Origin of the sequence: Domibacillus tundrae, assembly GCF_000970675.1 — a bacterium.
Lineage (GTDB): Bacteria > Bacillota > Bacilli > Bacillales > Domibacillaceae > Domibacillus > Domibacillus tundrae.
Genome location: NZ_LAJA01000007.1, coordinates 231,167 through 257,171, shown reverse-complemented (window position 1 = coordinate 257,171; position 26,005 = coordinate 231,167). Strand labels below are relative to the sequence as shown.

Annotated in this window: 28 protein-coding genes, 1 tRNA gene and 4 pseudogenes; 19 read left to right on the top strand and 14 right to left on the bottom strand. The window is 44.4% G+C overall.

Annotation, left to right across the window (positions count from 1 at the left end; translation table 11 throughout):
• Positions 1-46 precede the first annotated feature (46 nt).
• Together fabI and VQ00_RS09330 are read left to right on the top strand one after the other, a co-directional pair.
• On the top strand, positions 47-826 hold the full coding sequence (gene fabI / locus VQ00_RS09335) for an enoyl-ACP reductase FabI (protein ID WP_046179865.1): 780 nt from the start codon (positions 47-49) through the stop codon (positions 824-826).
• Positions 827-891: 65 nt separating this feature from the next.
• Positions 892-1,272 (top strand): hypothetical protein, encoded by a 381-nt coding sequence (locus tag VQ00_RS09330; protein ID WP_046179864.1) that lies wholly within the window; start codon positions 892-894, stop codon positions 1,270-1,272.
• Between the two features lie 38 nt (positions 1,273-1,310).
• On the opposite strand, the gene VQ00_RS09325 is transcribed toward VQ00_RS09330, so the two are convergent.
• Positions 1,311-1,829, bottom strand: a complete 519-nt coding sequence (locus tag VQ00_RS09325; RefSeq protein ID WP_046179863.1) for a CotY/CotZ family spore coat protein — start codon at positions 1,827-1,829, stop codon at positions 1,311-1,313.
• Between the two features lie 133 nt (positions 1,830-1,962).
• On the opposite strand from VQ00_RS09325, the gene VQ00_RS09320 reads away from it, so the two are divergent.
• From VQ00_RS09320 to VQ00_RS09300, 5 genes are all read left to right on the top strand, one after another.
• A complete protein-coding gene (locus VQ00_RS09320) occupies positions 1,963-2,412 on the top strand; it encodes a YhcN/YlaJ family sporulation lipoprotein (protein ID WP_046179862.1) in 450 nt (149 codons plus the stop codon).
• A 16-nt stretch (positions 2,413-2,428) separates the two neighbouring features.
• The gene (spoVAE, locus tag VQ00_RS09315; protein ID WP_046179861.1) at positions 2,429-2,785 is read left to right on the top strand and encodes a stage V sporulation protein AE; all 357 of its coding nucleotides are present in this window, start codon (positions 2,429-2,431) and stop codon (positions 2,783-2,785) included.
• A 72-nt stretch (positions 2,786-2,857) separates the two neighbouring features.
• Complete coding sequence (locus VQ00_RS18115; RefSeq protein WP_156154037.1) at positions 2,858-2,953, top strand: YjcZ family sporulation protein; 96 nt, start codon at positions 2,858-2,860, stop codon at positions 2,951-2,953.
• Positions 2,954-2,976: 23 nt separating this feature from the next.
• Complete coding sequence (locus tag VQ00_RS09305; protein ID WP_046179859.1) at positions 2,977-3,225, top strand: stage VI sporulation protein F; 249 nt, start codon at positions 2,977-2,979, stop codon at positions 3,223-3,225.
• Between the two features lie 157 nt (positions 3,226-3,382).
• Complete coding sequence (locus VQ00_RS09300; protein ID WP_046179858.1) at positions 3,383-3,637, top strand: hypothetical protein; 255 nt, start codon at positions 3,383-3,385, stop codon at positions 3,635-3,637.
• Positions 3,638-3,714: 77 nt separating this feature from the next.
• Here VQ00_RS09300 and VQ00_RS09295 read toward each other — a convergent pair whose 3' ends face one another.
• The 3 genes from VQ00_RS09295 to VQ00_RS09285 form a co-directional block, all read right to left on the bottom strand.
• Positions 3,715-4,143, bottom strand: a complete 429-nt coding sequence (locus tag VQ00_RS09295; RefSeq protein WP_245618092.1) for a GNAT family N-acetyltransferase — start codon at positions 4,141-4,143, stop codon at positions 3,715-3,717.
• 4 nt (positions 4,144-4,147) lie between these two features.
• Positions 4,148-4,663 (bottom strand): YjcG family protein, encoded by a 516-nt coding sequence (locus tag VQ00_RS09290; protein WP_046179856.1) that lies wholly within the window; start codon positions 4,661-4,663, stop codon positions 4,148-4,150.
• An 80-nt stretch (positions 4,664-4,743) separates the two neighbouring features.
• Entirely contained in the window at positions 4,744-5,457 is a 714-nt protein-coding gene (locus VQ00_RS09285) for an alpha/beta hydrolase (RefSeq protein WP_046179855.1), read from the bottom strand.
• A 132-nt stretch (positions 5,458-5,589) separates the two neighbouring features.
• On the opposite strand from VQ00_RS09285, the gene VQ00_RS09280 reads away from it, so the two are divergent.
• Both VQ00_RS09280 and VQ00_RS09275 read left to right on the top strand, forming a co-directional pair.
• The gene (locus VQ00_RS09280; RefSeq protein ID WP_046179854.1) at positions 5,590-7,236 is read left to right on the top strand and encodes an ABC1 kinase family protein; all 1,647 of its coding nucleotides are present in this window, start codon (positions 5,590-5,592) and stop codon (positions 7,234-7,236) included.
• Positions 7,237-7,446: 210 nt separating this feature from the next.
• Positions 7,447-7,519, top strand: a tRNA-Val gene (locus tag VQ00_RS09275).
• Between the two features lie 338 nt (positions 7,520-7,857).
• Here the strand turns inward: VQ00_RS09275 and VQ00_RS19140 are convergent.
• Complete coding sequence (locus VQ00_RS19140) at positions 7,858-8,109, bottom strand: LLM class flavin-dependent oxidoreductase (RefSeq protein ID WP_245618095.1); 252 nt, start codon at positions 8,107-8,109, stop codon at positions 7,858-7,860.
• Between the two features lie 411 nt (positions 8,110-8,520).
• Here VQ00_RS19140 and VQ00_RS09260 point away from each other — a divergent pair, with 411 nt between their 5' ends.
• Positions 8,521-9,066, top strand: a complete 546-nt coding sequence (locus VQ00_RS09260) for a general stress protein (RefSeq protein WP_046179852.1) — start codon at positions 8,521-8,523, stop codon at positions 9,064-9,066.
• A 128-nt stretch (positions 9,067-9,194) separates the two neighbouring features.
• On the opposite strand, the gene VQ00_RS09255 is transcribed toward VQ00_RS09260, so the two are convergent.
• Positions 9,195-10,316: a mandelate racemase/muconate lactonizing enzyme family protein gene (locus VQ00_RS09255; RefSeq protein ID WP_046179851.1), complete on the bottom strand. Its 1,122-nt coding sequence runs from the start codon at positions 10,314-10,316 to the stop codon at positions 9,195-9,197.
• A gap of 498 nt (positions 10,317-10,814) precedes the next feature.
• On the opposite strand from VQ00_RS09255, the gene VQ00_RS09250 reads away from it, so the two are divergent.
• Together VQ00_RS09250 and VQ00_RS09245 are read left to right on the top strand one after the other, a co-directional pair.
• The gene (locus VQ00_RS09250) at positions 10,815-12,197 is read left to right on the top strand and encodes an alkaline phosphatase (RefSeq protein ID WP_046179850.1); all 1,383 of its coding nucleotides are present in this window, start codon (positions 10,815-10,817) and stop codon (positions 12,195-12,197) included.
• Positions 12,198-12,263: 66 nt separating this feature from the next.
• Positions 12,264-12,923, top strand: coding sequence for a DUF4352 domain-containing protein (locus VQ00_RS09245; protein ID WP_046179949.1), 660 nt, complete (start codon positions 12,264-12,266; stop codon positions 12,921-12,923).
• A 215-nt stretch (positions 12,924-13,138) separates the two neighbouring features.
• Here the strand turns inward: VQ00_RS09245 and VQ00_RS09240 are convergent, their stop codons facing one another.
• Positions 13,139-13,681, bottom strand: a complete 543-nt coding sequence (locus VQ00_RS09240; protein WP_052728446.1) for a hypothetical protein — start codon at positions 13,679-13,681, stop codon at positions 13,139-13,141.
• 163 nt (positions 13,682-13,844) lie between these two features.
• Positions 13,845-13,923: pseudogene (locus tag VQ00_RS18600) on the bottom strand.
• A 257-nt stretch (positions 13,924-14,180) separates the two neighbouring features.
• Here VQ00_RS18600 and VQ00_RS19130 point away from each other — a divergent pair.
• A pseudogene (locus VQ00_RS19130) lies at positions 14,181-14,312 on the top strand (NAD(P)H-dependent oxidoreductase); the annotation flags it as partial.
• Positions 14,313-14,390: 78 nt separating this feature from the next.
• On the opposite strand, the gene speD reads toward VQ00_RS19130, so the two are convergent.
• Positions 14,391-15,224 (bottom strand): adenosylmethionine decarboxylase, encoded by an 834-nt coding sequence (speD, locus tag VQ00_RS09235; protein ID WP_046179849.1) that lies wholly within the window; start codon positions 15,222-15,224, stop codon positions 14,391-14,393.
• A 141-nt stretch (positions 15,225-15,365) separates the two neighbouring features.
• Positions 15,366-15,595 (bottom strand): annotated as a pseudogene (locus VQ00_RS18105) (SDR family NAD(P)-dependent oxidoreductase); the annotation flags it as partial.
• A gap of 143 nt (positions 15,596-15,738) precedes the next feature.
• Between VQ00_RS18105 and VQ00_RS09230 the strand changes: the two are divergent.
• On the top strand, positions 15,739-16,092 hold the full coding sequence (locus VQ00_RS09230; protein ID WP_046179848.1) for a hypothetical protein: 354 nt from the start codon (positions 15,739-15,741) through the stop codon (positions 16,090-16,092).
• A gap of 36 nt (positions 16,093-16,128) precedes the next feature.
• Here VQ00_RS09230 and yyaC read toward each other — a convergent pair whose 3' ends face one another.
• The 3 genes and pseudogenes from yyaC to VQ00_RS09215 all read right to left on the bottom strand — a co-directional run bounded on the left by yyaC (position 16,129) and on the right by VQ00_RS09215 (position 18,822).
• Positions 16,129-16,689 carry a spore protease YyaC gene (gene yyaC / locus VQ00_RS09225; protein ID WP_046179847.1) on the bottom strand — a complete coding sequence of 187 codons (561 nt, stop codon included), beginning with the start codon at positions 16,687-16,689 and terminating at the stop codon, positions 16,129-16,131.
• Positions 16,690-17,299: 610 nt separating this feature from the next.
• A pseudogene (locus VQ00_RS09220) lies at positions 17,300-17,824 on the bottom strand (DUF2935 domain-containing protein); the annotation flags it as partial.
• Between the two features lie 80 nt (positions 17,825-17,904).
• Positions 17,905-18,822: a DMT family transporter gene (locus VQ00_RS09215; RefSeq protein WP_046179846.1), complete on the bottom strand. Its 918-nt coding sequence runs from the start codon at positions 18,820-18,822 to the stop codon at positions 17,905-17,907.
• A gap of 120 nt (positions 18,823-18,942) precedes the next feature.
• Between VQ00_RS09215 and VQ00_RS09210 the strand changes: the two genes are divergently transcribed.
• Complete coding sequence (locus VQ00_RS09210; RefSeq protein WP_046179845.1) at positions 18,943-20,385, top strand: aminotransferase-like domain-containing protein; 1,443 nt, start codon at positions 18,943-18,945, stop codon at positions 20,383-20,385.
• Positions 20,386-21,265: 880 nt separating this feature from the next.
• On the opposite strand, the gene VQ00_RS18825 is transcribed toward VQ00_RS09210, so the two are convergent.
• Positions 21,266-21,412: a hypothetical protein gene (locus VQ00_RS18825; protein WP_172645560.1), complete on the bottom strand. Its 147-nt coding sequence runs from the start codon at positions 21,410-21,412 to the stop codon at positions 21,266-21,268.
• A 237-nt stretch (positions 21,413-21,649) separates the two neighbouring features.
• Here VQ00_RS18825 and VQ00_RS09195 point away from each other — a divergent pair, with 237 nt between their 5' ends.
• From VQ00_RS09195 to VQ00_RS09180, 4 genes are all read left to right on the top strand, one after another.
• Positions 21,650-22,039 (top strand): sporulation protein, encoded by a 390-nt coding sequence (locus VQ00_RS09195; RefSeq protein WP_052728443.1) that lies wholly within the window; start codon positions 21,650-21,652, stop codon positions 22,037-22,039.
• A 68-nt stretch (positions 22,040-22,107) separates the two neighbouring features.
• Complete coding sequence (locus VQ00_RS09190) at positions 22,108-22,617, top strand: cupin domain-containing protein (protein WP_046179842.1); 510 nt, start codon at positions 22,108-22,110, stop codon at positions 22,615-22,617.
• A 152-nt stretch (positions 22,618-22,769) separates the two neighbouring features.
• Positions 22,770-23,801 (top strand): LacI family DNA-binding transcriptional regulator, encoded by a 1,032-nt coding sequence (locus VQ00_RS09185; protein ID WP_046179841.1) that lies wholly within the window; start codon positions 22,770-22,772, stop codon positions 23,799-23,801.
• Between the two features lie 65 nt (positions 23,802-23,866).
• A complete protein-coding gene (locus tag VQ00_RS09180; protein ID WP_046179840.1) occupies positions 23,867-25,984 on the top strand; it encodes an amylo-alpha-1,6-glucosidase in 2,118 nt (705 codons plus the stop codon).
• Positions 25,985-26,005 lie beyond the last annotated feature (21 nt).

Below are 26,005 nucleotides of genomic sequence, written 5' to 3'. Positions count from 1 at the left end.
TTAACACTAGGTACTAATAACTTGTATAAATGGGGGGAACGGATATATGTCATTTTCACTTGAAGGAAAAACGTTTGTCGTAATGGGTGTCGCTAATAAGCGCAGCATCGCTTGGGGAATTGCCCGTTCACTTGACGCGGCAGGAGCACGCCTTATTTTCACATATGCAGGCGAGCGGTTAGAGAAAAATGTACGCGACTTGGCGGCAACGCTTGAAAATCAAAACGATCCGTTCATTTTATCATGCGACGTAGCAGATGACGCAGCAATTGAAGCATGCTTTAATTCCATTAAAGCAGAAACAGGCGTTATTCATGGTCTTGCGCATTGCATCGCGTTTGCGAACAAAGAAGATTTGGATGGCGATTTTGTTGACACGTCCCGTGACGGATTTATGCTTGCCCACAACATTAGCGCATATTCATTAACAGCGGTCGCAAAATACGCGAAACCATTGATGACAGAAGGTGGCAGCATCGTGACGCTGACATACTTAGGCGGCGAGCGCGTCATTACAAATTACAACGTGATGGGTGTGGCAAAAGCGTCTCTTGATGCGAGCGTTCGTTATTTGGCAGCGGATCTTGGCAAAGACGGCATCCGTGTCAACTCGATTTCAGCAGGCCCAATCCGTACACTGGCAGCGAAAGGCATTAGCGATTTCAATGATATGCTGACACAGATTGAAGAGCGCGCGCCGCTTCGCCGGACAACAACACAAGAAGAAGTCGGTGACGCAGCGGTCTTCCTATTTGGTAATATGTCCCGTGGTATTACGGGTGAAAACATCCACGTTGACTCCGGCTATCATATTACAGGCAACTAATTTTAAAAAACCGTCCATAATGGGCGGTTTTTTGCATATACTGGACGAAAAGCGGAGGTGCATGCATGATGAAAAAACCATCCGGACCATTGCTTTATATCGGGCAGCCGCATTTGCAGCCAGTGCAGCCTGTTATGCAGGAAGTCGTGAAAGCGGGCGCAGTCGAACCAGCCAAAACAGCGAAACCGGATGTGGAAAAGACGGGTCCTGGTTCTGCATCCGGCATCTTGAAGCCTTTTCGGGAAATGGACACGACAGAAAAGGTCCTCTATTTAGCGAAACGGCGCATTCCAGTCCCCTGCCGCTTTGAATGGTCTGACAGTTCTGTACGTGGAACGATTGAAAAATTCGATGAGGTACATGTGTGGATATTAGATGAAGAAAGTCACGAAATTGTTCCGGTGCCGATTGCAGAGATTCTTCATATTCGTCTTGCCGGCACATAATAAAAAAAACGCCTCATTTATTGATGAGGCGGTTCTATTTAAGGGCACACGTCAAGGTCAACATCTTTGATACATTGCACGGCAATAAACTCGTTTAAGTCGACCGTGATGCAGCTGCGTGTTTTTCTGAAATTTTCCACTTTGCATACTTGTTTTAAGCTAATGCCTTCGTCAGAAGCAAGGTTCACTGGCTCTCGTTCGTCATCAAGCGGCGCGAGCACACGCAAGCGCGCGCAGCAGCTGTCAAAAACATCTTCCACACGGAAGTAGATGGAGACACAGCCGGAATCGCAATAATCCATTTCATCCGGGCTGAAGAAAGCAAAAAACGGCTTTCCTTTTTTCGATGTTAGTGTAAATACGCGTGTGTCGGCATTGCGGCGGCGCGGTCCATCCAAATCGCCAAGCGGCTCGGCAAAGCAGTCTTTGCAATCGTGGCACTCTTCATCCTGTCTGGCATCCTGAATATCACGAATCGCACGGACGACTTCACAAACACAGCTTTCAGAAGAAAAACGGCTATCATCTAAATCGTCGCGATGCTTTTGGCATCCCATTGGGCACTCCTCCTTTAATATCGGTACATTATTACAATATGAATTTCGTTCAAAACGGCATGGACAATTGCCGTGATGAATGGAATTTTTTTTTTGTTTTCGCGCATACTGACCGAAAACGGAGGTGCAGGTCATGAACAAAATGGCGGGAATTATTCTGGTCTTTTTACTGGCGGGATGCGGGGAGGAGCACGACGGAACCGCAATGATTGAAACGGCTGATCCCGATGCGGTACAGCTGGATGGACACCGTGACAGCTTGGCGGCTGATATAAAAAAAGAAGCGGATTCATTTAAAGAAATATATGATACGGCAGTCGTAAAAGGAACGGATCAGCTGCTCGTTGCTTACAAAGTACGCCACCTTGACCGGTTTCAAATGAAAAAAATTGAAAAAGAACTAGATGATCATATTGAAAAAATGGCAGAGAAGGAAGAATCAGAAATTGTCGTCTCGAGTGATTATAAAATCTTCCTTGAAGCAGTCCGGCTGAAAGAAGACATGGAAGCCGGGCATTTAACTGAAAAAGAAGCGGATAAGCGGCTCTCGGAAATTATTAAATTAAAAGAAGAAACGGCATAAAGAAAGGAAGAGATACATGATTGCAATGTTTTTTTGGGCATTTGTCATTGGCGGACTTATTTGTGTCATTGGCCAGCTTATGATGGATGTTGGCAAATTGACACCGGGCCACACGCTTTCGATTCTTGTTTCAGTAGGAGCGATACTCGGAGGCTTTGGTTTGTATGACCGGCTCGTGGATTTTGCCGGGGCAGGGGCGACAATGCCGATTACGAGCTTTGGCAACTCGCTAGTCGCCGGTGCGATGCAGGAAGCTGAAAAGCATGGAGTCGTCGGCGTATTAACGGGCATGTTTGAAGTGACAAGCTCCGGTATTTCTGCCGCGATTGTTTTTGGCTTTATTGGCGCCCTTTTTTTTAAGCCAAAAGGGTGAGCGGGCCCATCCCTTTTTGTCACTCCTTCATATGATAAGGAGAGAACAGCGAAAGGGGGAGGCATTATGGGTATGTATGGATACGGCGGCTACGGCGGCTCAAGCACATTTGTGTTGATTGTTGTTTTGTTCATTTTGCTCATTATCGTCGGTGCAAGCTTTTATTGAGTTGAAATGAGGGGGAGCAAGCCATGAATGACAAGTTTTTCAGCAATATCGAGAAAAAAACCGGCGTGCGTATGAGTGACGTGTTTGCGCTCGTCGATTCACTTCAGTACGCTGATTTTAAAGATGAACGCACCATTCGGGCTGTGGTCGCGCAAACCGCAGCGCTTGCCGGAAAAAAAGTGCCAAAACAGGTAGAAGACGAAATTGTCAACACGATTTTAAAAGACGGCAAAAAGCTCGACATGGACGCGATTACAAAAATGATCAAATAAGACTATGTGAAGAGCAGCGGAAACGCTGCCTTTTTTCCTATCTATATAGGTAAAACGGTTCTTTTTAAAATTAAACGGTTTACATAAGAAATAAAACGGGGAAAGAGTGAATACATATTATATAGTCGTCATTTTTCTAAAGAAAGGAGCGAGAGAAATGGGTTACATAATGCCGATTCCGCAATATCAGTACAACGATTATAGAGAGCGGGTTTTAAATGAAACAAGCATGGGCTATTCATCTGTCGATCCGGCTGCAAAAGTAACGTTTGATAAAGTATTACGAGACCGCTCTGAACCACAAATGAGTTTAGAAGAGCAAAGAAAAAAACGCCAAAGTGAACATGAGGCATTCCGCGTACATATGGCACAAGTTAGCGGTAAAGGATTTGAAATCGACAAATTGGCATAATGAAAGAAGGATGGCATATCGAGACAATCCCATAGAAAAAGCGTATTCCTCGTTTTGAAGAATACGCTTTTTTGCTGTTAGAGCGGTTTCGTCATCGTTTTATGCAAAATGCCGGCATCTAAAAATTCACCAGATACAATCTCGTAGCCGCGTTTTTCATAAAAAGGAATGGCCTGCAGCTGGGCATCAAGCTTTAGTGTTGTCAAGCCGTCGACGGTTTTCGCATACCCTTCAATCATATCCATAATGAGATTGCCGGCGCCGTGACCCCGGGCTTCTTTTAAGACGCAAATACGCTCGACTTTGCCGAATTCCCCGACTGTACGAAAACGGCCAGCACCGCATGGCTCGTGCTGCTCATCATACAAAACGAAATGTACGGCTTCCTCTTCAAGTTCATCAATTTCAAGTGCAGGGGGCACATTCTGCTCACCCACAAAAACGGTAGTGCGCACGGCATAAGCGTCTTCACGCTGCTTCAAATCTGTTGTTTTTACGACATTCAAAATACTATGCATCCTTTCCTAGTAAAAATGTTTCATATACCGTCCAGGAGCCGTTTTCAAGCTGATACAGCAAATGAAAGCGGTCCGCGATTTCCGTTAAGTCAATCGATTCCATTTGGAGCGATCCGTATACATCCGAATGCTCATCATTGGACAGCTGTTGGCCGATCGTAATGTGGGGAACAAATCCATACGGCTCTTCACCCGGAAACTCATCCGTATGCAGCATCTCATATAAAGAATCAAGCGTTTTGTTCAGGTCAACTTTAAAATAAATCACATTGTTGACCGGCTCGAACGACTTTACTTTGCTGACATGATACGAAAATGGCTGATGAACAGCGGCGATGCGGCGCAGCTTTTCCGCGATCTGACTAACGTCCTGCTCATCCGCATCAAACGGGCTTTTCAGCGTAATATGCGGCGTAATAAGCGCATAATGCGGATCGTACCGCTTCCGGTAACCGTTTACTTTATCCTGCAAAGATTTTGATGGAAAAATGACAACACCGTATTTCATGTTCATTCACTCCCTTTAAATTAACGTCTCCTCTATTAGTATACCAAACGTTTTCGAAAATGCGGAATGAGAGCCGAAGCTCATTCAAACATTTTTATCAGTGCCGGCTTCATATCTTTCTGCCAATATGTCCACGTGTGGCCACCTGCAAACTCGTCATAAAAATAGTCTGTTGTTTTGTCGGCTAAAAGAGAGTAGAGCGTCCGGTTCGGCGTTAAAAAATCAGCTCTTTCGCCGTTTGTCATAAGCACGTCCGTTTCCTCTGTGCCAATCATGTGATAAAGAGAGGGAAGTGTTTTCGCTTGTTCTGCCTTATGTATGACCGTGCTGTCCACAAACGGAGAATGCATCAATACGCGTCCAAACAAATCCGGATATTCCAGTGCTGCCATGAATGATACCGTACCAGCTAATGAATCGCCCGCAAGCGCCCGGCCAAACCGGTCACCGTGTCCCGGGAACTGCTCATCTAAATACGGCACGAGCTCATGTGCCAAAAAGCGAATATAGGCTTTTTGCTTTGCACCTTCCGGGTGGTATTTGTCACGCCGGTCATATTTATCGTTGTACGGAATGCCGACGATAATAAGCGGCTCAATTTCTTCTTCTCGAAGCAGTTCATCTGCTACGCGCGGCAGACGGCCCATTTGAAAATAATCCTTTCCGTCCTGGCAAATTAAAAACGTATACGAAAACATTGGCGAAAAATCCGCCGGAACATAAACGAGAAAGGAAATGTCTTCGTTTAATTCGTTTGAATGTATAAGATGATCTTGAATCGTTCCGCGTTTCATCCGAAAACCTCCCCAAAAATGTTGTCAGCTCATTTTACCATGACCAGAAGCGAACGAAAGTTCTTTTTTGAGCGAGAAGAGAAGCGGATATGATATGATGGAAAAAAAGATGGAAACGGAGAAGGTGACGACGTGGTGAAAATCGGAACGCTTCGGCGCGCGCCAGAAATTGTGGCGGTGTTCGCGAAGCACGGCTTTGCTGGATACATAAAAGACCTTGGCCTGGCGGAAAAAATTCCATTTACACGCTGGGGCGCGAAAGAACAAAACGTAAAAGGCGAGCAGCTGCGGCGGGCACTTGAAGAACTTGGACCGACATTTATGAAGCTCGGCCAGTTTTTATCAACGAGAACAGACTTATTGCCACCGTCATGGACGGATCCGCTCGCTAAGCTGCAAAACAGCGCGCCGGCGATGCCATATGAGGCCATAAAAAAAATCGTCGAGTCGGAAGCGGGGCAGCCGCTGGAAGACTGGCTTATTTACATGGAAGAAATACCCCTCGGTGCCGCTTCCATCGGGCAAGTGCATCGTGCCGCACTAAAAGACGGGACTGAAGTGGCCATTAAAATCCGCCGGCCAGGAATTGAGCCGGTGATCCGAAACGACGTCTCGATTTTGCGCCAGCTTGCTAATTTAGCCGAACGAAATTCCGAGCTTGCCAGGCAGATCAGCTTAAAAGCGATCATTGACGACTTTGCCGCAGCGCTTGGTCGGGAAATGAACTATCGGATGGAAGCGATGGAAGCAGTCAGTGTACGCGATTTAATGAAAGAAAAACGCATTTACGTGCCGCGCATTTTCCCGGAATGGACGACTGAGCGGATGCTTGTAATGGAATTTGTGAGCGGTAAATCGCTGCGGGGAGATGTCATCGCAGCGATTGAAGTGGAAGAACGGCGGGAGCTCGCCCGTGCATTATCGGAAACCGTGCTTCGTCAAGTGTTTATCGACGGTATTTTTCATGCCGACCCGCATCCTGGCAACCTGCTGCTCTTAAAAGACGGCCGCCTTGGACTCATTGACTTTGGCAATACCGGAAGGCTTTCTGACGACATGAAGCATTTACTCTCAGACTGCTTGTTTGCGCTCGCTGACCGGGATGCCGCGTCGCTGTCGATGTTAGTACTTGAAATGGGCGCAAGAAAACCAATTGAGCGGCGGCTGCTCCAGCGCGACATTAGCCGCTGGATGGCCGGCTATATGGACATTGAGCTTGTGGACGTACAAATGGGGGCGATGCTGCAGGAGCTGTTCATGGTCGCCGGCAGCCATCATATTACAATCCCAAAAGATTTTGTCCAGGTCGGCCAGGCTTTTTTAAAAGTCGAACAAACTGTTATTGCGCTCGACCCCGGTTCAAGTTTATCCGGCATGGTCCGCGACATGGCGCATGAAGTGCTGATGGGGCGGGTCCATCCGAAAGAAATGATGCGTGAATCCCGTTCATTCCTGCGGCTGTTTAAAATGGCCGCTGTGAAGCTGCCCGGTATTTTAAATGAAACGCTGAACGAATGGGAGGGCGGCCAGCCGAAACTGAAAATGCACCTGACCGCCGACGACAACATGATGAGGCGCATCGAGCGGATGGCCTCGCTCATTGTTCTAAGTGTCATCATGCTCGCCTTCAGCATCATTATGGCCGGCATCTTTGTCTCGATGGGCAACCAGTCACCGATATCCGACTCAAACACGTACCACATCGCGCTCATTACCGCTCTTATCATGACGATTTTATTTATGACCGTGCTGTATTTAATGTGGCGGAGAATAAAATAGAAGAAAATACGCCCTTTGCCCTTACCATTCAACGGCAAAGGGCATGTTTTCGTGACCAAATTCAGATGTTCGTGACCAAATCTAAGTTTTGCAGTATACGGCATATTATCATGCCAACAAGTTTATCGAGATTAAGTAGTTTAAATAAAAATACAAAAAAACGTTGACAATACCAGCTTAATTGAATAAAATATAAATTGTCAGTAAAACGATTCCTTAGCTCAGCTGGGAGAGCGCTACCTTGACAGGGTAGAGGTCGCTGGTTCGAACCCAGTAGGAATCATTGGGTGTCAAAACCCTTCGAGAGAGCGTCAGGAACACGGTTTCTCTACGAAAAGATCACTTCTTCGGAAGTGGTCTTTTTTTGTGTTTAAAGGCACTGTGGGCGAAGTGGCGACGAATTTGGCGAAAGTGGCTGTCTTTATTTATGTTCAAGGTCATCCAAATAAAGTTTTATTTAATTTTTCCGCTGCTTCTTTTTACATGTTAAGCAGTGGCTGTTCTTGCTCCGTGGTGGGTAATGCCCAACATCGACATTTCAGGAAGGCTGTCTGTCAGTGGATACGCTTTTACGGTTTGACCCTGGTCCTCGTTTGTTAAATAGCCTTGCAGGTCTTTCGCTTATCTCGGAAACTCATTTAAGCTTTTCCTGACATCATCCGTAAGGGCCAAGCGGGTATCTGCGGAACCTCCAGGCGAGCTGCCGATTCCTAAATCAATCCGTTTTGGAAATAAAGCTTCCAGTACTTTGAAATTCTCAGCAATTTTATACGGTCTATACTGGGGGAGAAGAACCCCTCCTGATCCTGCACGTATCGAGTTTATACTCGAAGCAATATGGGAAATGAGCACTTCCGGCGAGGGATCCGCCATTCCGTTTGTGTTATGATGTTCCGCTGTCCAAAAGCGGGTGTATCCCATTCCTTCCGTTAACTAGGCCAGCTTCAGCGTATTTTTTAATGCAGCAGTTCAGTTCCGCCATTTGTAACAACGGATTGATCAAGAACACTTAGCTTCATTTAATCACAATCTTCTCAATAGTAAGGCTTCTGGCTTTTTCACCAAAAGATAGGCTGTCAGGCGTGATATATAAAGAAAAAGGCTTAAAAAGAATGTGTCGTTGTTCTCGCTTCACACAGCTTTGATTCATCACTTTTCTGTTTTCGCCAGGAACAAAAGAGATATTTTTCTGAATTTCTGTTTGAGTAATTTTGGAGTATGGGGTAATAAGGAATAAGAATAGGAATAAGAATAAGGGTAAGAAAAGAGAGGAGAATCGGGATCATGACAATGAGAATTATTGGTGGTATCTTTCAAGAACATGAAGCGGTGATTAAAGCCATTGAAGCATTGAAGCTGAAAGGGTACAGCATTGATGACATTTCCGTTTTTGCGAAAAGCAGCAAGGACGTCCGTGACATTGAGCATGAAACGAATGCAGACATTATTACGGACAGCAGTGAACGCATGGAACATGCCGAGAAAGGGGCAGGCATCGGGGCTCTTTCCGGCGGTCTTCTCGGGGGTTCACTTGGGGCGATACTTGGAGCCGGCTTGATTGCGATTCCGGGAATTGGACCGATTGTGGCAGCTGGACCGATTCTTGCTGGACTGACTGGAGCAGGTATGGGTCTCGGGAGCGGTGGAATTATCGGAGCGCTGGCAGGAGCCGGTATTCCGGAAGAAAAAGCAAAAGAGTATGAGCGGTATTTGAAGGAAGGAAACATCGTTGTGCTTGTTGATGCGAAAGAAAATCATGAGGCAGAAATCGATCGAATCTTCCAGGCTTACAACACGTCAACAAGAGCGGTCTATCGGAGAGAGAAATAAACGTTCCTTGCCGGGAAAACCTCAGAGAACGGAAGAAACACCTTATTTATCGTTCTGTGATCGTAAAATAAGATAAAATCTGTGTATCAGTCCATCTTGCGAAAATAGCAGGATGGACTTTTTTTATGCTATTCCCAATAAGGCGATCCATCCCAGAGATATGTTTTGATTATATCTGTATTTACTTCCACACCAATGCCTATTCCATCTGGAATCAATACATGGCCATTGGATGGCTTCAGGGGGATAAGCTCAGAAAAAGGATTTTCCATCACATCCCATTCTACCGGTTCAATTTTTTCTTCCTCCATTTTGCTCCAATCAGATAAACTTGCTTGGGCAAATAAGGCATATAATCTTGAAAGTGCTCCATCGTAGCTATGAGGGGAAACTCGTATTCCAAAATGGCGGGCAAGCTGTAACGTGTCCCGAAAGTCCTCTATTCCATTCCCATGCAATATATCCGGCTGGATAATATCAAAGGCATTCTGACAAAGCAGCGGCAAAAATTGTTTAGCACTTTTCATATTTTCTCCCCCTGCAATGGACACTGAAAGGCTTGCACGCAGCAATTTATATTCAGACAGATTGTTTATTGGCATTGGTTCTTCGAGCCATAATAAATTCTGCCAGTTTGAAAAATAACGTTCCCACATACGGGCTGCTGCCATATCGTAGCTCTGGTTGGCATCAAGAATTAACCGTAATCGTTCCTCTGTCATTTTCTGCAGTAAGGTAATATGAGATACGTCTTCCTGGAATCTCCGACCGCCAATTTTCACCTTTATGCTGCTAAACCCTTTTGCAGCGGTCTGTTCAATCAGCTGTAGGGAGTGATTGATCCAATCTTTGCTGTCCGTATAGGATTGAAATGAGGCGTATACAGGTATGCTGTCTCTCCATTTCCCTCCCCATAGATCACATACGGAGAGATTGGCATGTTTGGCTGCAATTTCTGATAAAGCCATGCTTACAGCCGCCGCAGCCCGCTGATGCCATTTTTTAATCGTGGCCACTAACTGCAGCCGGTCAGATGCGGGTTTTCCAATTAGGTAAGGAATGATTCGTTCGTTAAATCCCACCTGTAATGTAGGAAGCCAGTCCACACATTCCCCCCAGCCGTCTATACCAGATTTTGTTATAATGCGTACCAGATAGCAGGATCTATATTTCTTATAACCATTTGCATCCCCGTAAGGAGCAGAAAGTTTATGAACCAATGGAAACGTTTCTATCTTTTCAATTTGCATTCTTTACCCGCTTTCTAAAATTCTGAATGATTTGGTTTAAATTGATGATCACTTTTACACGACGGTTATATGTTGCTCTTTCACTTTAAATTTATTCTCAATTTCCGTCCGTTTTTCTTCTGGATAAGGGGAGATGGCTCATTTCTATTTAACCCTCTGCAACAAAGCTCTTTCATGAAGGAAAAAAATGATCAATACTAAAATGAACAAGGGGGCTAATCTCATCAAAAAGCCTTTTTTGAAAAAAAGGCTACTTTTTTCCTATCATCTAATATATTTCTATATATAAACAGTTTAATTGGTTAATAGGCCTATATTTTATTCCTTTTTCTTTATATGAATAGTCCTTGGGTTTTGAAAGTGAGTAAGTCATTTGGAGTACAGGCTTCCAAGGTCTTTTACCGCCCAAGTCATTTTTACATTCCCTTAACATTCACTTCATATTGAACCTCTATAGTAAAGCACGAATCCAATACATACTACCGGAGGTTATATGAAATGAAAAAGCAGTGGCGAAAAAAATGGATCCCGATCTGTGCAGTGTCAGTGATGGCAATAACAGGCGCAGCAAGCGGGTTTTCTTATACAGATGCGGAAGCTGCCGGATCTAAAAAACAGGATAACGCTAAAATAAAAAACGTCATTTTTATGATCGGGGATGGCATGGGCACGTCGTATACATCCGCTTACCGTTATTTAAAGGATGACCCGTCTACGCCGGTTGTCGAGCAGACGGCCTTTGATCCGTATTTGGTCGGCCAGCAGATGACATATCCGGAAGACCCTCAACAAAACATCACAGATTCCGCTTCTGCGGCAACAGCAATGTCAGCCGGCATTAAAACATACAATGCGGCGATTGGGGTAGACAACGATAAGTCAGAAGTGAAAACGGTATTGGAAGCAGCGAAAGAAAATGGCAAAGCTACGGGACTTGTGGCGACGTCTGAAATTACACACGCGACGCCGGCTTCATTCGGTGCACACGATGAAAACCGGAAAAACATGAATGCTATTGCGGATGATTATTATGATGAGCTTGTTAACGGCGGCCATAAAATTGATGTCCTTCTTGGCGGCGGTGAATCAAATTTTGTCCGGGCAGACCGCGATTTAACAGCTGAATTCCAAAAAGACGGCTACAGCTACGTTACAAGCAAGGAAGCAATGCTCGATAATGACAACCAAAAAGTACTCGGCCTGTTCGCAGAAGGCGGGCTGCCGAAAATGATTGACCGGAACGAAGAAACACCGTCTCTTGAGGACATGACGTCTTCAGCGATCGATCGTTTGAAAAAGGACAAAGAAGGTTTCTTCCTGATGGTAGAAGGCAGCCAGATCGACTGGGCCGGGCATGATAATGATATTGTCAGCGCGATGAGTGAGATGGAGGACTTTGAAAAGTCGGTTGAAGCAGCGATCGAATTTGCGAAAAAAGACAAGCACACACTTGTAGTTGTGACGGCTGACCATTCCACAGGCGGTTACTCAATCGGAGCAGATGGCATTTACAACTGGTTTGGGGAGCCGATTAAAGCGGCAAAACGCACACCGGACTTTATGGCTGCTGAAATTATGAAAGGCGGCAATGTAAAAGAGATTTTGACTACGTACATTGATCAAAATATGCTTGCGCTGACAGATGAAGAAATCCAATCCGTTGAAGAAGCGGCAGCGGACGGCAAGCAGGCAAATATTGATAATGCGATTGAAGAAATTTTTAATAAACGTTCTCATACAGGCTGGACAACAGGCGGCCATACTGGTGAAGATGTGCCGGTTTACGCATATGGACCGTACAAAGAACGATTTGCCGGCCAAATTGACAACACAAAAAATGCGGAAATCATTTTTGGCTTGTTAGGAAGCAAGAAAAAATAAGTGGAAAATGCTCCTGCTGCCGATCGGGCAGCGGGCGTTTTTTTCAAAAAGAACAGGAGCTATGTGATGAAACGATTAAGCTGGATGATGGCGGCGATGCTGCTGGCAGCGGGCTGCAGCAATAACAGCCAATCATTAGAATCACCAAATGAAGCTGAGCCTGCCGTTGCAGTAGAGACAGCAGCGGCTGAAACGAAAGAAGCGGCTGAATATGTGCCAAATCCGCAAGTGACCGATGACCAAACGCTTTTGAAGGAAAAGCAAGCTGTTTCAGATGGAAAAGGGGAATTGATGCTTTTACGTTATCAATCAGCAGATGAGCAGGTGCAGGTCGGACCTGTGCAGGTGACATTGAACGAAGCGAAGGTCATGCATTTTACGCCGGATTACAGCATGATCGATTTTTTTCATATGTACACACATGAGGAGCAATTTGATTTCGTGAAGATCAGCGTAACATTTGAAAATACTTCAGATGAACCCGTCCAATTCAATCCGGCTGCCCACTTGAAAACGAGCACCGGTGAGCTGAAAACATGGGAAGATGATTTTTACTTAGAAGAATTAGCTAGTACACTTAAGCCGAGTGAAATCAAATCCGGCAGCATGGGCTTTATTGTAGAGAAAGGCGAAACGATTGAATGGATCGACCTTTTGACAAGTGATGCGGTTAATGGCGAGAATGCGATTATGGAGCAAGGAAAGAACGTGCGCCTAACCTTTTAATATTTGCAAAAGAAGATGATCAGCCGGGAGCAGCCGCTTCCGGTTTTTGATTGTGGATGTATGGTAAAAGATCTGCTTTTAAATTTATACATACATCATCTGTTTAAGTGAGAAATCTTTTGCAGAAAAAAATTCCTGGAAAGAAACCACGGGTTCGAATTCAGTAGGAATCATATACTACGTCGGAGCATTGTAAATTGACGTCTCTGACCCTTTTATTTTGCGGTCTCAATAATGGAGTTAGCGATAGCCGTTAACAGGTCGAGGTTGATTGCACCGGATGTATGTTTACTTGTATTGATCATATACTGCCATCCATCTTTTTCAAAGGCTAACGTATTAAATCGATTCCCAAAAAGGTAGACCGCTTCCGTTCCGTGTTTGAGCTGAATGGAATGGTCGATCTCATCTTCTTTAAATTCCACTTGTTGTCCAATAGGTTTAACACGAATGATCAAATGATTTTCAAGCTGGTTTTGATTTATATAGTCCATTGCAAATTCACCGTTTATTTCGCCATTCATGTAATTCAGCCTTCCTGAATTATGGGTAAAGAGAACAGGTGAATCTTGGACTGAAAGCCCAATGCCGCGGTTAAAAGGGTGGCTGCTTTTATAAAACGCTTCGGATAAAGACGAGTAACCTGCATCCATGTAACTTGTTTGCAGGCCGATCTTGTCTTCCTCTAAAGCTGCACTTGGGAAACCGGCTAATGTCAATATAATCAAACTAATGGCATGACCTTTTAAAAAAAACATAAGCGTCACTCCTGCTCATTCCTTAAAATGAAGAAAGTTAAGTATGTATAGCTCATTTAAGCGGGAATATATTGTCATTTCCATGTACAGGCATGACAATTGGGGGAAATAAGTGTGAAGTTTTAAACACTGGATTTTAGAAAAGAATCAAATGTCGTATAAAAGGACTTGGTGGGATTTTAACCCACAAGATACACAATAGTTTATCCCATTGGCTGCTCTAATCATTGAGCTACAAGTCCATGTCTTTATTATTGACTATTTGAAAAATGATATACAAAAAATTCGGGGACCTGAAGGTTTGTGCTGGATGGGTCTTTCGGAAAGTACAGGTATATGAGGGCAATCACTAATTTCAATAAGCGTGACCGGCTGACTTACGGCAATATACTCAAGGATGCTGTATTGAACGGGTGTAAGGTTGTCTGATTTAGCATCTTTCGTTACTTCATTTCTCACACGGTGAACGGCGGCTGTGAAGGCTACGAAGTTATAAAATAAATTATTTTTGTTTAAAGTAGGAATCAAAAAAGTCAGATTTTTTGAATTTGGCGGCATGGAAAGCGAAAAAGGGAAGCAAGCGGAAAAATCGACTAAAATTTATCGTTATTTTAAGCAAATCGACCGGTGAAATGAAAGGCAAAGAAGAAGATGCTCTCAAATATGAAGAGCATCTTCTTCTTATATGTTCTGATTTATATAGAAAGTTTTATTGTTCCCCGACGTTTGCACCGTTCACAATATTTTTCCCGTAAAAGATTTCATCCATTTCCTGATGCAGCTTTTGGGTAATTTTGTTGATTTCATCGTCATCCAAGTCGTTTTTCGTATGGCCAAACAAGTAATTGTCCAAGTCAAACTCACGCAGCTTACATTTTGTGTGGAAAATATTTTCCTGGTAAATGTTCACGTCGATCATGTGATACAGCTCTTTGATGTTTTCCGGGATATAGTTTTGGATGGAATTGATGTCGTGATCGATAAAGAGCTTATTTCCGTCAATGTCCCGTGTAAAACCGCGGACGCGATAGTCCATTGTCATAATATCCGTGTCAAAGGAATGAATGAGGTAATTCAACGCTTTTAACGGTGAAATCTCACCGCATGTAGACACGTCAATATCGGCTCTAAATGTACTGATGCCTTCATTCGGGTGATATTCGGGATACGTATGAACCGTAATATGGCTTTTATCCAGTGCCATGACGACTGTATCAGGAAGGGGACCGGGTGATTCTTCAAGGGATTCTTCCCGTGACCCGGGGTTGACGGGCCCTTCCGAAATAAGCATCGTGACACTCGCGCCCTGCGGAATGTAATCCTGCTTGGCAATGTTCAACACATGAGCGCCGATAATATCGGTTACGTTTTTCAAAATCTCCGTCAGCCGGTCCGCGTTATACTGTTCATCGATATATTCAATGTACGCTTTCCGTTCCTCTTTCGTTTTTGTCCAGCAAATATCATACATATTAAAACTGAGCGATTTTGTCAGATTGTTAAAATCGTGCAGTTGAATTCCTTGACTTTGTTTGATGACCATTATGTGCACTCCTTTATTTCTATATCGATATGTTTATGTTACCCGTCCTGAGTATGAAAAAACAATCTTTCTTTTTAAAGAGAATGTTCATGGAGGTGGTCAGCCGGGATGATTTCGATCATTTTGGCGATCATATCCGCCGAAAATATCAAAGTCATATTCGTTTATTTGAGCTGCGTCACGCGGATTTGTAATGTCGAGCTTAAATACATCTATCTTAAAGCCTTGTTTTTGGCTTCTTCAAGTAAGGCCGTTTTCTGAGCGGTGATTTCAGTTGTGGCAATAACGCGGTGACCGGCTTTCGCGAGACCAAGCGCTGCACCACATCCAAGACCTGTCCCTGCTCCTGTGATAAAGATCGTTTTGCTCATGTATATTCCTCCTGTCAAAATGACGTGTCAGTTTTGACGTTCCCTTTAGGAAAAAAAGTAAACGTTAGGATGCCTGTCCTGCTTATGTGTTTTATTTATTTGGTACCGGGTAGAGGATAAAGAAAAAAAAGGAGATGATGAGGATGGAGCAGGAAAAGAAAATATATTATGTGGATCTTAATAGTGAGAGTATTTTGCCTGAACCGATTGACAGCCCAAGTTTTGTGATTCATGCAACGGAGAAGGAAGTAGGGGTTTTGCAGGCTGTAATGGAGGATAAGTACGAAGCTGATTTAGAAACATACGTCCGTTCACATATCCCGTATTTGGAATATCACCATGATCCTGAAAATGATCATTATGATGCGTCGCAAAAAGTACTGTATTCAATTCTTTACCTTCTAGGGGATGAAGCAGCCAAGCAGCATATTAAACAGATGGGGATTTTGACAGACCGAAAATCAGATGACCCGGAAGAAATTCAGCGTTTTAGATAACAAAAAGGTGCGTGAGCCAACGCACCTTTTTTGCATTTAGACGGCTTGACTTTTCTTTTTTTCGTATTCCAATTCAAACAGCGCCCGCGTAATAAAATCAGCCGTTTTATTAGCCATTTTGTATACGAGGGCGAGGCGTGTGCCCTGCAAAACTTGAAGTGGAAGGAAACCGCCGATATTAACGATGCCGGAAATGTGATAGTCGCCAATGGGCGGCAGCTCTTTTTGAACGCCGGAGCCGGGCTTCATCGGACCTTGATCTAAAACGACCGTCCCGATGTTTTGAGAAGCGCCGAGGCAGGCGTCGACTGCGATGACGACCGGATTGATGTGCTGCGCTTCAATTGTTTGAACGGTTTCGGCCAGGTTTTTCGCATGGACAGGGTGATCGAGGCAGCCATAAACGGATACATGTGTATATTTGCGGAGAAAAAAGGTTTGTTTCAACTTGGAGCCGACAAAGGGGCCATAGCTGTCACCGGATGAGCGGTCCGTGCCGATACAGACAAATACAACTTCCTGCCGGCCGGATAAAATAGGCTTTAATTCATTTTTTAAGTGATGAACGAAAAATGTGTCTTCTATACATTGTCTCATGGTTAATAAGCCTCCTTTTGTTCTTTATAAAGAACTTATTAAAAGTATATCGTTCTTTTTAAAGAATGTCATCTGTGATGTTGTAAAATAATTTTCAGCGAAAAGAGTCGCATTTAGAACTTTTCTGGATGGGACGATGCGATGAAGAAAAAAGCCCTTCTCTTATTTAGTGTATCTTTTGTCGTTTTAATGACATCGGTGTATCTATTGAAGCTGGTAAATGTAGACAACTCCAGTTGACGGAAGCGCTTGGCAGAGTGGCAGTCAGTGCGCTTCCGCTTTTACTCTTACATTTTAGGAAGAGTCCCTTTAATATGCCCATTTTTCTCAGCTATTATATGGACCGTTTTGCATATTTTTTTAGGGTGCATTTTGCATTTTTATGATCGTTTTTGGTGGTGGGATACGACTCTTTATTTTTTAGCAGCAGGGGCAGGAGGTTTTTTTACGGCTGTGTATCTTGGTTTCCAAGAAGAGAAGGAAATCACAAAACAAGCGTGGCGATAGAAAAATAGACAATGGAAGGATCTTGAGGAAAAAGATCCTTCCAAAATAGTCTCGTATCCTTAAAGGACTGAAAGCCATCGGCTCACACTGATGATTTGACCTATTATTTTTTAAGACTGGCCTCAAACATATCAATGATCTGTAAAAATCTTTCGGCTTCACGAAAAACGTGGTCAGCGAGTAGAGGATGAATGTTGCTTTTAATTTTACAATCCTTAATTAACTCTTTGGCGGATTTCTTAAAATTTCGCAAAGAAACGACGGAAACCCGATTCCTATCAAGAAACTGGTTTAAAATGGGTGTCGTTTCAGACTGTGGGCGCATTGAATCGAGATCCATCGCCTGAAAAAGCAATTGATCGAAGTCATGACTGAAATCTCGGGCTTGATCGACTAGTTTTCTCTCGGATGGATCAAGTAAGTGACCAATAAATTTCGCGTGTTCAGCCATAACTTTAAGGAAAAATACATTTTCCTTAATAATTGCTTCAAGCAAAAGTTTTGGCTTCCCTTCATTCAGCTCTTTTAAGCGTTTCGCAAAATAGGCCGCCTCCCGACTTGTATGGTCCACTAAAAGTGCGTAATTATTTGATCGGATTTTACAGCGTAAAATCAACCCTAACACTTTTTAAAGCTATGCAGAAATCTTCTTGAATATGTGCTGCATTCCAATTAGTAAACACTTTTGACGTCCCGCTGTTTTTCATCTCACTCCACTTTTTTCAGCAATTTTCCTGTTTTCCACATGCTCAGCAGCATATGCTTATTGATAAGAAATACGCCAATTAAAATGCTTGCTGCACCCACAGCTGTAACCGCTGAAAGCGTTTCGTCCAGCAGGAAGGCCCCCAATGATACAGCGATGACAGGCGAAACATACAGCCAAGTGGATGGAAAAACAGGGTTGGTTTTATGAACAAGCGAGTAAAACAACCCGTGTCCAGCAATCGAACCGATGACGATTAAATAAAGCAGCGACACTTGAACATCCGGCAAGATGAGGCTGCTGAGCGAGGGCCGTTCAAAAACAATCGACAAGATGAGCAAAAACAATCCGCCTATCATCATTTGAACACCGTTAATGAAAAATGGAGAAGCAGATGGGTTCTCTTTTAAGAACGATTTTGAGTGAACGGCGCCGATGCTGTAAAAGAATTGCCCGAAAACAACCGCGACAGCTGCCAGAAACCAGCGAACCGATAGCTCGTGTTGAAGTCCGGGAAACGAAATAAGCAGGACACCGAGTATGCCTAAAAGCAGCCCGATTCCCTGGCTGATGCTTATGTTTGTTTTCGTTGTTTTAGTATGAAGGAGAAAAACCATAATCGGGCCAAATGCGGAAAGAACTGATGCCAATCCGGACGTGATATACTGTTCCGCCCAGTATAATGTCGCAAATGTCATCGTCGTTAAGCAAAATCCGATGAGCAAAACCGATTTTGACCAAAAAAAAGAAAAAACGAACTGTTTCCGAATGGCAAAGTAGACCACGACGAGCAGTCCGGCGATGAAAAAGCGCAATCCGGCAGATAAAAGAGGATCGACGCCAGCGTCAACGCCCACTTTGATCGCTAAAAAGGTCGTGCCAAAGATTAAACAAATTAGTACGTAATGAAATAAAATCATGATGATGCCTCCTTTTTACAGCATCATACGGGCTTTCCTGTATAACAGTAAAACATCTTTTATAACAGTTGCCAAAGATGCCTGGGCGTTTTCCTTTATACTGAGAGTGAGGTGATCCATATGAAGCTGTTTCTTTCTCGAACATCACATGAGTCCTTAACGGATCAAATTTTTTATCAGTTGGCGGGCCGCATTCAAACGAATATGATAAGCGGCGGTGAGAAGCTGCCATCGGTCCGTCAATTGTCAGCGGATTCGGGCGTTAGTTTTTTAACGATTCATAAAGCATATAAAAAGCTGGAGCAGGCGGGAATGGTGAAAAGTATTCAAGGCAAAGGGGTCTTTGTGGAGCGTCCTGTTCGGAAGGAAACGTTTGTCAGTGCATTCGACTGGCAGCTCGCGATTCCGGGATATTTAACGCGAAGCAGCTTTCATTCCCGGCCGAAGACGACATATGCATTTGATTATTCGGCGATGAATCCCGGGCTGCTGCCGACGATGTACTTGGCGGATCAGTTAAAGGATATGCTCAAGGCAGAACCAGCTATTTTAGGGACATACGGAGAGGTGCAGGGAGATGCGCAGACACGAGAAGCGTTTGCGGCGTATTTGACGACACAGCTTGGCCTTTCTGCGTCAGCGGATGAGTTGATTATGACGACTGGGCTTCATCAAGGCATCGAATTGATCGCAAAAGCGCTCATTGGTCCGGGGGATGTCGTCGTAACAGAAGCGCCAACTTACCCTGGCGTGCTGGATATTTTCATGAACCGGGGAGCGAAAGTGATTCCGATTGCGATGGATGAAGAAGGCATGCGGGCTGATTTGCTGGCGCACGTCGCGAAAACATATCATCCGAAAGCGATGTATGTGAACCCAACGTTTCAAAATCCTACGGGCCGTTCAATGAGCGCCCGGCGCCGGAAAGAAGTGCTGCACCAAGCTCAGCTGCACGGTTTATTTATTATAGAAGATGATTCATGGAGCGAGCTGTACTTTGATGAGAAACCGCCGCCGAAGCCGATCAAATCGTTGGATGATGACGGGCGGGTTTTATTTTTGAAAGGCTTCAGTAAAGCACTTGCACCTGGCATTCGAGTGGGGACGATTTTTGCGGAAGGCCCGTTTAAGCAAATGCTGCTAACAGCGAAAGCTTCTTCCGATTTGGGGACGCCGCTTTTAACACAGCGTGCGGTGCTGCCGTTTTTAACGTCAGACCGGATGCGCCAGCATTTTGAAAAGCTGCGTGTCGCACTCGAGCTGCGCCGTGATAAAACGATCGCGATTTTAGCGGATTCTTTTCCTTCCTCTGTATCGTGGACAATACCTGAAGGCGGGCTGAACATTTGGCTGACATTCCCGGATAACGTCTCGACGATGGCCTTATATGAGTATTGCTTGCAGAGAGATCTTTCGTTTTTACCAGGACATGTCTGTTTTCCGTATGAGCCGCCGGATCATCATATGAGGCTGACGTATTCACTGATGAGTGAGCATGATTTAACCGAGGGGCTTCAGCTATTTGCTGCGTTGACGAATGCCTTTTTAAAGGAAAAACGATAAAAAGCCTCGAAAGCAAAGGGCTCCCAAAGACCTGCACGAAGCAGGTCACGAATGCTTGCAGCAGGACGCCGCGTTCTTGGGCCTGCACGAAGCAGGTCACAAATGCGTTGTGACAGGACGTCGCGTTCTTGGGCCTGCACAAAGCAGGTCACAAATGCGTTGCGACAGGACGTCGCGTTCTTAGCATTTGATCCTTACAAATTAATATTTGAATTTTTTCGAAAAAAGCGCGATCCATGTATCCGTGTGACCGCGTTTTTTGTCGTGATTTGATGAACGATTTTTACAGGAAATATCTCTTATTCTATCGAAATTATAGAAAAAGGGAGGATGGTCATTATGAAAACAAGCAACCTTACATATTTACAATCTATTAGATATCGTGTGGTGGATCGGCTGGCCAAGTCTAAATGCGCTTTGTGCAAAACGAAAGGTGAACCGCTATTTCAAGTGAATCAAAAAAATCGAAAGAGAAGCGTTTGTTCTAAATGTGCGGTGTATGCGGAAGCAAGGGCATTCAGGAAAAACGCCTGATTGACTGCTGTTTATTTCCATGCGAAGGTCTTTTATGACCGCCGACGTGTCCAGCCCGCAGCAAATACGTGCCGCTTTTCATTAAGCTGTAAGCGCGGAAGATGGCATTTGTGCCATAGCACGCCCGCTACAGCTCGATGAAAAGCCCGGAGAATCCCGGGTGCATGGGACACGACTTGCCGCGGTGTGGTGCAGCCGGGCGGAAAATTTCTTTTAAAACGATTGTTATTTCCACTGCACGATCGTAATCTCAAAGAAATAAATTTATTCCAATTCAGTATAAAAACAAATGTTACTTCCAATAAATATACATTTTGTTAGAAAAGTTATTTTTCCATTTTGCCCGTTACCTTTTGTTTGTTGTTTTTTGCAGCTCTCGTAAAAAACCCATGGAAGCAGCGAAGGCAGCGGCTTTTGGCGGCACACCTTGCTTCATTAATTCATCTGCCGTTTCTTGAATACGCTGTCCTGTATTTTGCACCTTCTCCATCATCAAACACCTCCATTTCCGTATAAGTAGCGTGTGGAAAAACATGATTTTCATGCAGGAGGAATCATGGTTACAAGCGCTTTTTTTAACAGATTGTTCATTAACGATAATGCTTATAATTTTTTAGCAATATAATTTTTTCTCTTCCTCTTTACAAATCGTCAAAACGGGCGTATAGTACGTGTTTATCAGGCGATTACGCCAATATTTATTTTCAAGCAATGGAGGGAACAGCCAGGTATGTTGAATAAGTTAATGAGTGAGGTCAAAGGTCGTATTGGCTCACTGCATATCGATTTGTTGCTGGATAAAAACGAATTTTTTCCCGGTGAAAAAGTGACGGGTTCTTTTATTATAAAAGGCGGGCTGTTTGAGCAAAAATTAAGCCGCCTCGAATGCGATTTGGTGACGGAAAGTGCTGCAGCGCAGTCACCGGCCGCAGATGCAATTATGATTTTTATGTCAGAACAAATTCCGCCAAATACATCGAAACGTATCCCATTTTCATTTCAGCTTCCGGCTCAAATGGAGGGAAGCCGTTATTATTTTGAAACGAAGCTTTGTTTTGGTGATGGAAAGAAATGTGTCGGGCAAGATGCGATTCATGTTACACAGCCATCATTTTTATGAAAAATGAGTATCGGTCCCGCATCTGGGTATAACAAACTGTTACGTTAAACAAAAAGGAGCGGGTACGAATGAATTCGAACATTTCTTCTTTTCAGTTTAAAGATGATGGTGAGATTCCCAATAACGCGAAGCTGCCGGTGGTTGTTTATGCCGGGGTATTTGCGGACAATCCCAATGATATTGAACCGGTGTTTAACCGGAATGGCTGGACAAACAGCTGGGTAAACGGTGTATTTGACTATCATCATTATCATACGAACACGCATGAAGTGCTCGGAATAAACTCAGGGACTGCGGTCGTGCTGATTGGCGGCGAACAGGGCGAGCAGCTGGAATTAAAGACGGGCGACGTCATTGTGCTGCCAGCTGGGACAGGTCATAAACGGCTCAAACAAAGCCCGGACTTTTCGGTTGTCGGCGCATATCCGGACGGGAAAAGTCCAAACTTGAAAAAACGGGATCCGGATGTACGGGCCGAGTCGCTCAGTGAAATCGCGAATGTCTCGGTTCCAGATACCGATCCGGTTTTCGGGAGTGACGGACCACTGCTCCATCAATGGAAGGCAGCTGCGAACTAGCAGCGGCCTTTTTTTATGGACATAAATCTGTTTTATAGAAAAAATAAAAAATTTCAAATATTATTGTAAACGGTAACAAATTAGTGTAATATCCTTTTTAACAACATCCAAAACGTTTCGGATTGAGTTTGTAACATAATGGAGTGAGGGAAATGACCACAATTAAAGATATCGCAAAACACGTTGGTGTTTCTGTTACGACGGTTTCCCGCGCTCTGAACGGCTATGGAGATGTCAATGAGCAAACACGCCAGCGCATTATTCGGGCATCAAAAGAATTAAACTATTCACCAAATTCGATTGCGCGAAGCCTTGTGATGAATCAGTCAAAGACGATTGGCCTGCTTGTTTCCGGATTCACACGGGAAAGTGTAAAAGACAATTTCTTTGCGGAAGTGATGACCGGTATTAATGAGTATGTTGCGTCTACTGATTATGATCTGATTTTGTTTAATACAACCTCATCCAAGCAGCGGGAAAAAACGTATCGGGAACTTTGTATGGAGAGGCGCGTAGATGGCGTTATTGTGCAGGGGATCCGGACAGATGATCCGTACTTGCAGGAAGTGGTTGACAGCAATATTCCGTGTGTATTCATTGATATACCGGTGACAAGTGAGCATGTGGGTTCTGTTTCGATTGATAACCGAAAAGGAGCCGAAGAAGCCGTCAGTTATTTGATTTCGCTCGGACATCGGCATATTGGATTTGTAAACGGCCATGAATTCGCGTTTGTCAGCAGGCATCGGCTGGAAGGGTATCAGTCGGCGTTGCAAAAAGCGGGCATTCCTTTCTGTCTGGAATATACAGGAAACGGTAAATTCGAAGAAGGAGCAGGAGGCAGAGCAGCTCTCAAACTGCTGGAGCAAAATCCGGAAATCACTGCTTTGTTTTGCGCCAGTGATTTGATGGCAATCGGCGCAATCAAAGAGATACATGCTTCCGGAAGACAAATTCCAAATGATGTGTCGCTGATCGGGTTTGATGATATTTTGTTATCATCATACGTACAGCCGGAATTGACGACAATCGCCCAAAATATGTACGGATTAGGGCAGGAAGCGGCCAAGCAGCTCATTTCTATATTGAAAAACGAAAGCGTGGCAAAACACATTATTATGGAACACACGCTGCAAGAGCGGCAGTCATGCAAAAAAGTAAAGGAAAAACGTTCGCATAAGTAGCGGACATTCTTTTTTATCAAAATCCGAAACGTTTCGGGTTATTGTGTCAGAGGAGAGTGGGAAAATTGACTTATCGGGTTTTAAAAGAAAATGATTTATTTTTGCTGACGGATGAAAAAGGAGATATTACTTCTAACCATCCGTACGAACTGGGGCTTTATACGAAAGACACGCGGATGCTTAGCCAGCTTGAACTAAAAATTAATGGAGAAGAACCCATTGCGCTTCATTCAAGCGGAGCAGAAAATGTGCGATCGGTTATATTATTGACAAATCCGCACCAGGAGCAAAACGGCGACCTGATTTTATGGAGAGAATCGATTGAACTGAAAAGAGAGCGCTTTATCGCAAATGGCGTACTGTATGAAATGATTACGGCTGCCAGCTTTTTTCCGAAAGAAGTGTCATTTGAAATCAGCCTGCATCTTGACGCTGATTTTACAGATATGTTTATCGCCCGCGGTTTTCAGTACGGAGAAATCGGTTCGGCCCGGCCGGCTGAATTGACAGATGAGGCGCTTGAATTTCATTATGACGGAGCAGATAACATAAAACGCCGCACACGTGTTCAATGGAATGAAGCGCCGTCGAAAGCAACGAAGGATAGTTTGCATTATGATATTACGCTTGAACACGGGCATTCCCGCACCATTACATTGATGATTCAGCCGCTCATTGGGGAAGAAAACTTTGCGCCGGTCGATCGTCAGACAGCATGGAACGAATTGAAAGCTTCTCATGAATCATGGAATAAAGCGCTGCCAAAATTTGAGACCGGCATGCCCGCTTTCAATGAACTCATTCAAAGAGGAACGGCGGATTTGCGAGTCTTAATGACGGACGTCGGCTTTGGCCGTTTTCCTGTCGCGGGGCTGCCATGGTTTGGTGTTCCGTTTGGCCGTGACAGTATCATTGCCGCCTTGCAGCTGCTGCCATTTGCATCGGATGTGGCAAAAGGAACACTTCGGACGATGGCCCATTACCAAGGAACGAAAAATGATCCATGGCGTGATGAGCAGCCGGGCAAAATTATGCACGAAATCCGTTACGGTGAACTGGCGAATACAAACCAGGTTCCATTCACGCCGTATTATGGCACCGTTGACGCGACACCGCTCTTTTTGATGCTGCTGGTGGAATATGTGAAATGGACCGGCGACCAGGCGCTATTCAAAGAATTGTCTCCCAATGTGGAAGCGGCACTTCAGTGGATCGATCAATACGGAGACCGGGACGGCGATGGCTTCGTTGAATATCACCAGGAGTCAGAAAAAGGCATCGCGAATCAAGGATGGAAAGATTCAGGCGACTCAATTGTACACCGCAACGGTGATTATGCGGCTTCACCAATTGCTCTCAGTGAAGTACAAGGATATATATACCAGGCCAAAACAGGATTAGCTGAATTGTTTGAACAAAACAGAGAAACTGAAAAAGCGAAGCAGCTCCGGGAACAAGCACAACAGTTAAAAGAAGCATATAATGAAGCATTTTGGATGGATGATGCCGGTTATTATGCGATCGCATTAGACGCTGACAAAAAACAAGTGGGTACCATCACATCGAACCCTGGACATACGCTCTGGTCGGGGCTTGTGGAAGGAGACCGGCTCGATCAAGTTTCGAAAACGCTTACTTCATCGCTGTTGTTTTCTGGGTACGGCATTCGGACGATGGCGGAAGGAGAAGCGGGATACAATCCGATGAGCTATCACGATGGCAGTGTCTGGCCGCATGATAACAGCATGATTTTATTTGGTCTCAGCAAAATGCGTCAGCCGGAAGCAATAACAAAAGTGATCGGCGGATTGATTGAGGCTTCCAAGCATTTTGAGTACAGCCGTCTGCCTGAACTATTTTGCGGGTATTCAAAAGAAATTGGCCCGGCTGTTAAATACCCGGTTGCCTGCTCGCCACAAGCATGGGCGGCCGGCACGCCGCTTGTCTTTATCCAGTCACTTTTAGGACTGTTTCCGGACGTACCAAATAAGCAGATTTCACTGCACCCTCTTTTACTGCCTGGCATGGACTATTTACATGTGAATGACATGCAAATTGGCGAAGGAAAGCTGTCTGTTTCCATCTACCGAAAAAACGGCGTCATCAAAGTTAAGATTCAAGAAAATACAACCGGTTGTGAAGTCATGATGACAGAAGAAGCAATGCGTATTTCATCCAACTAAAAATCTATTTAACCATTAGGG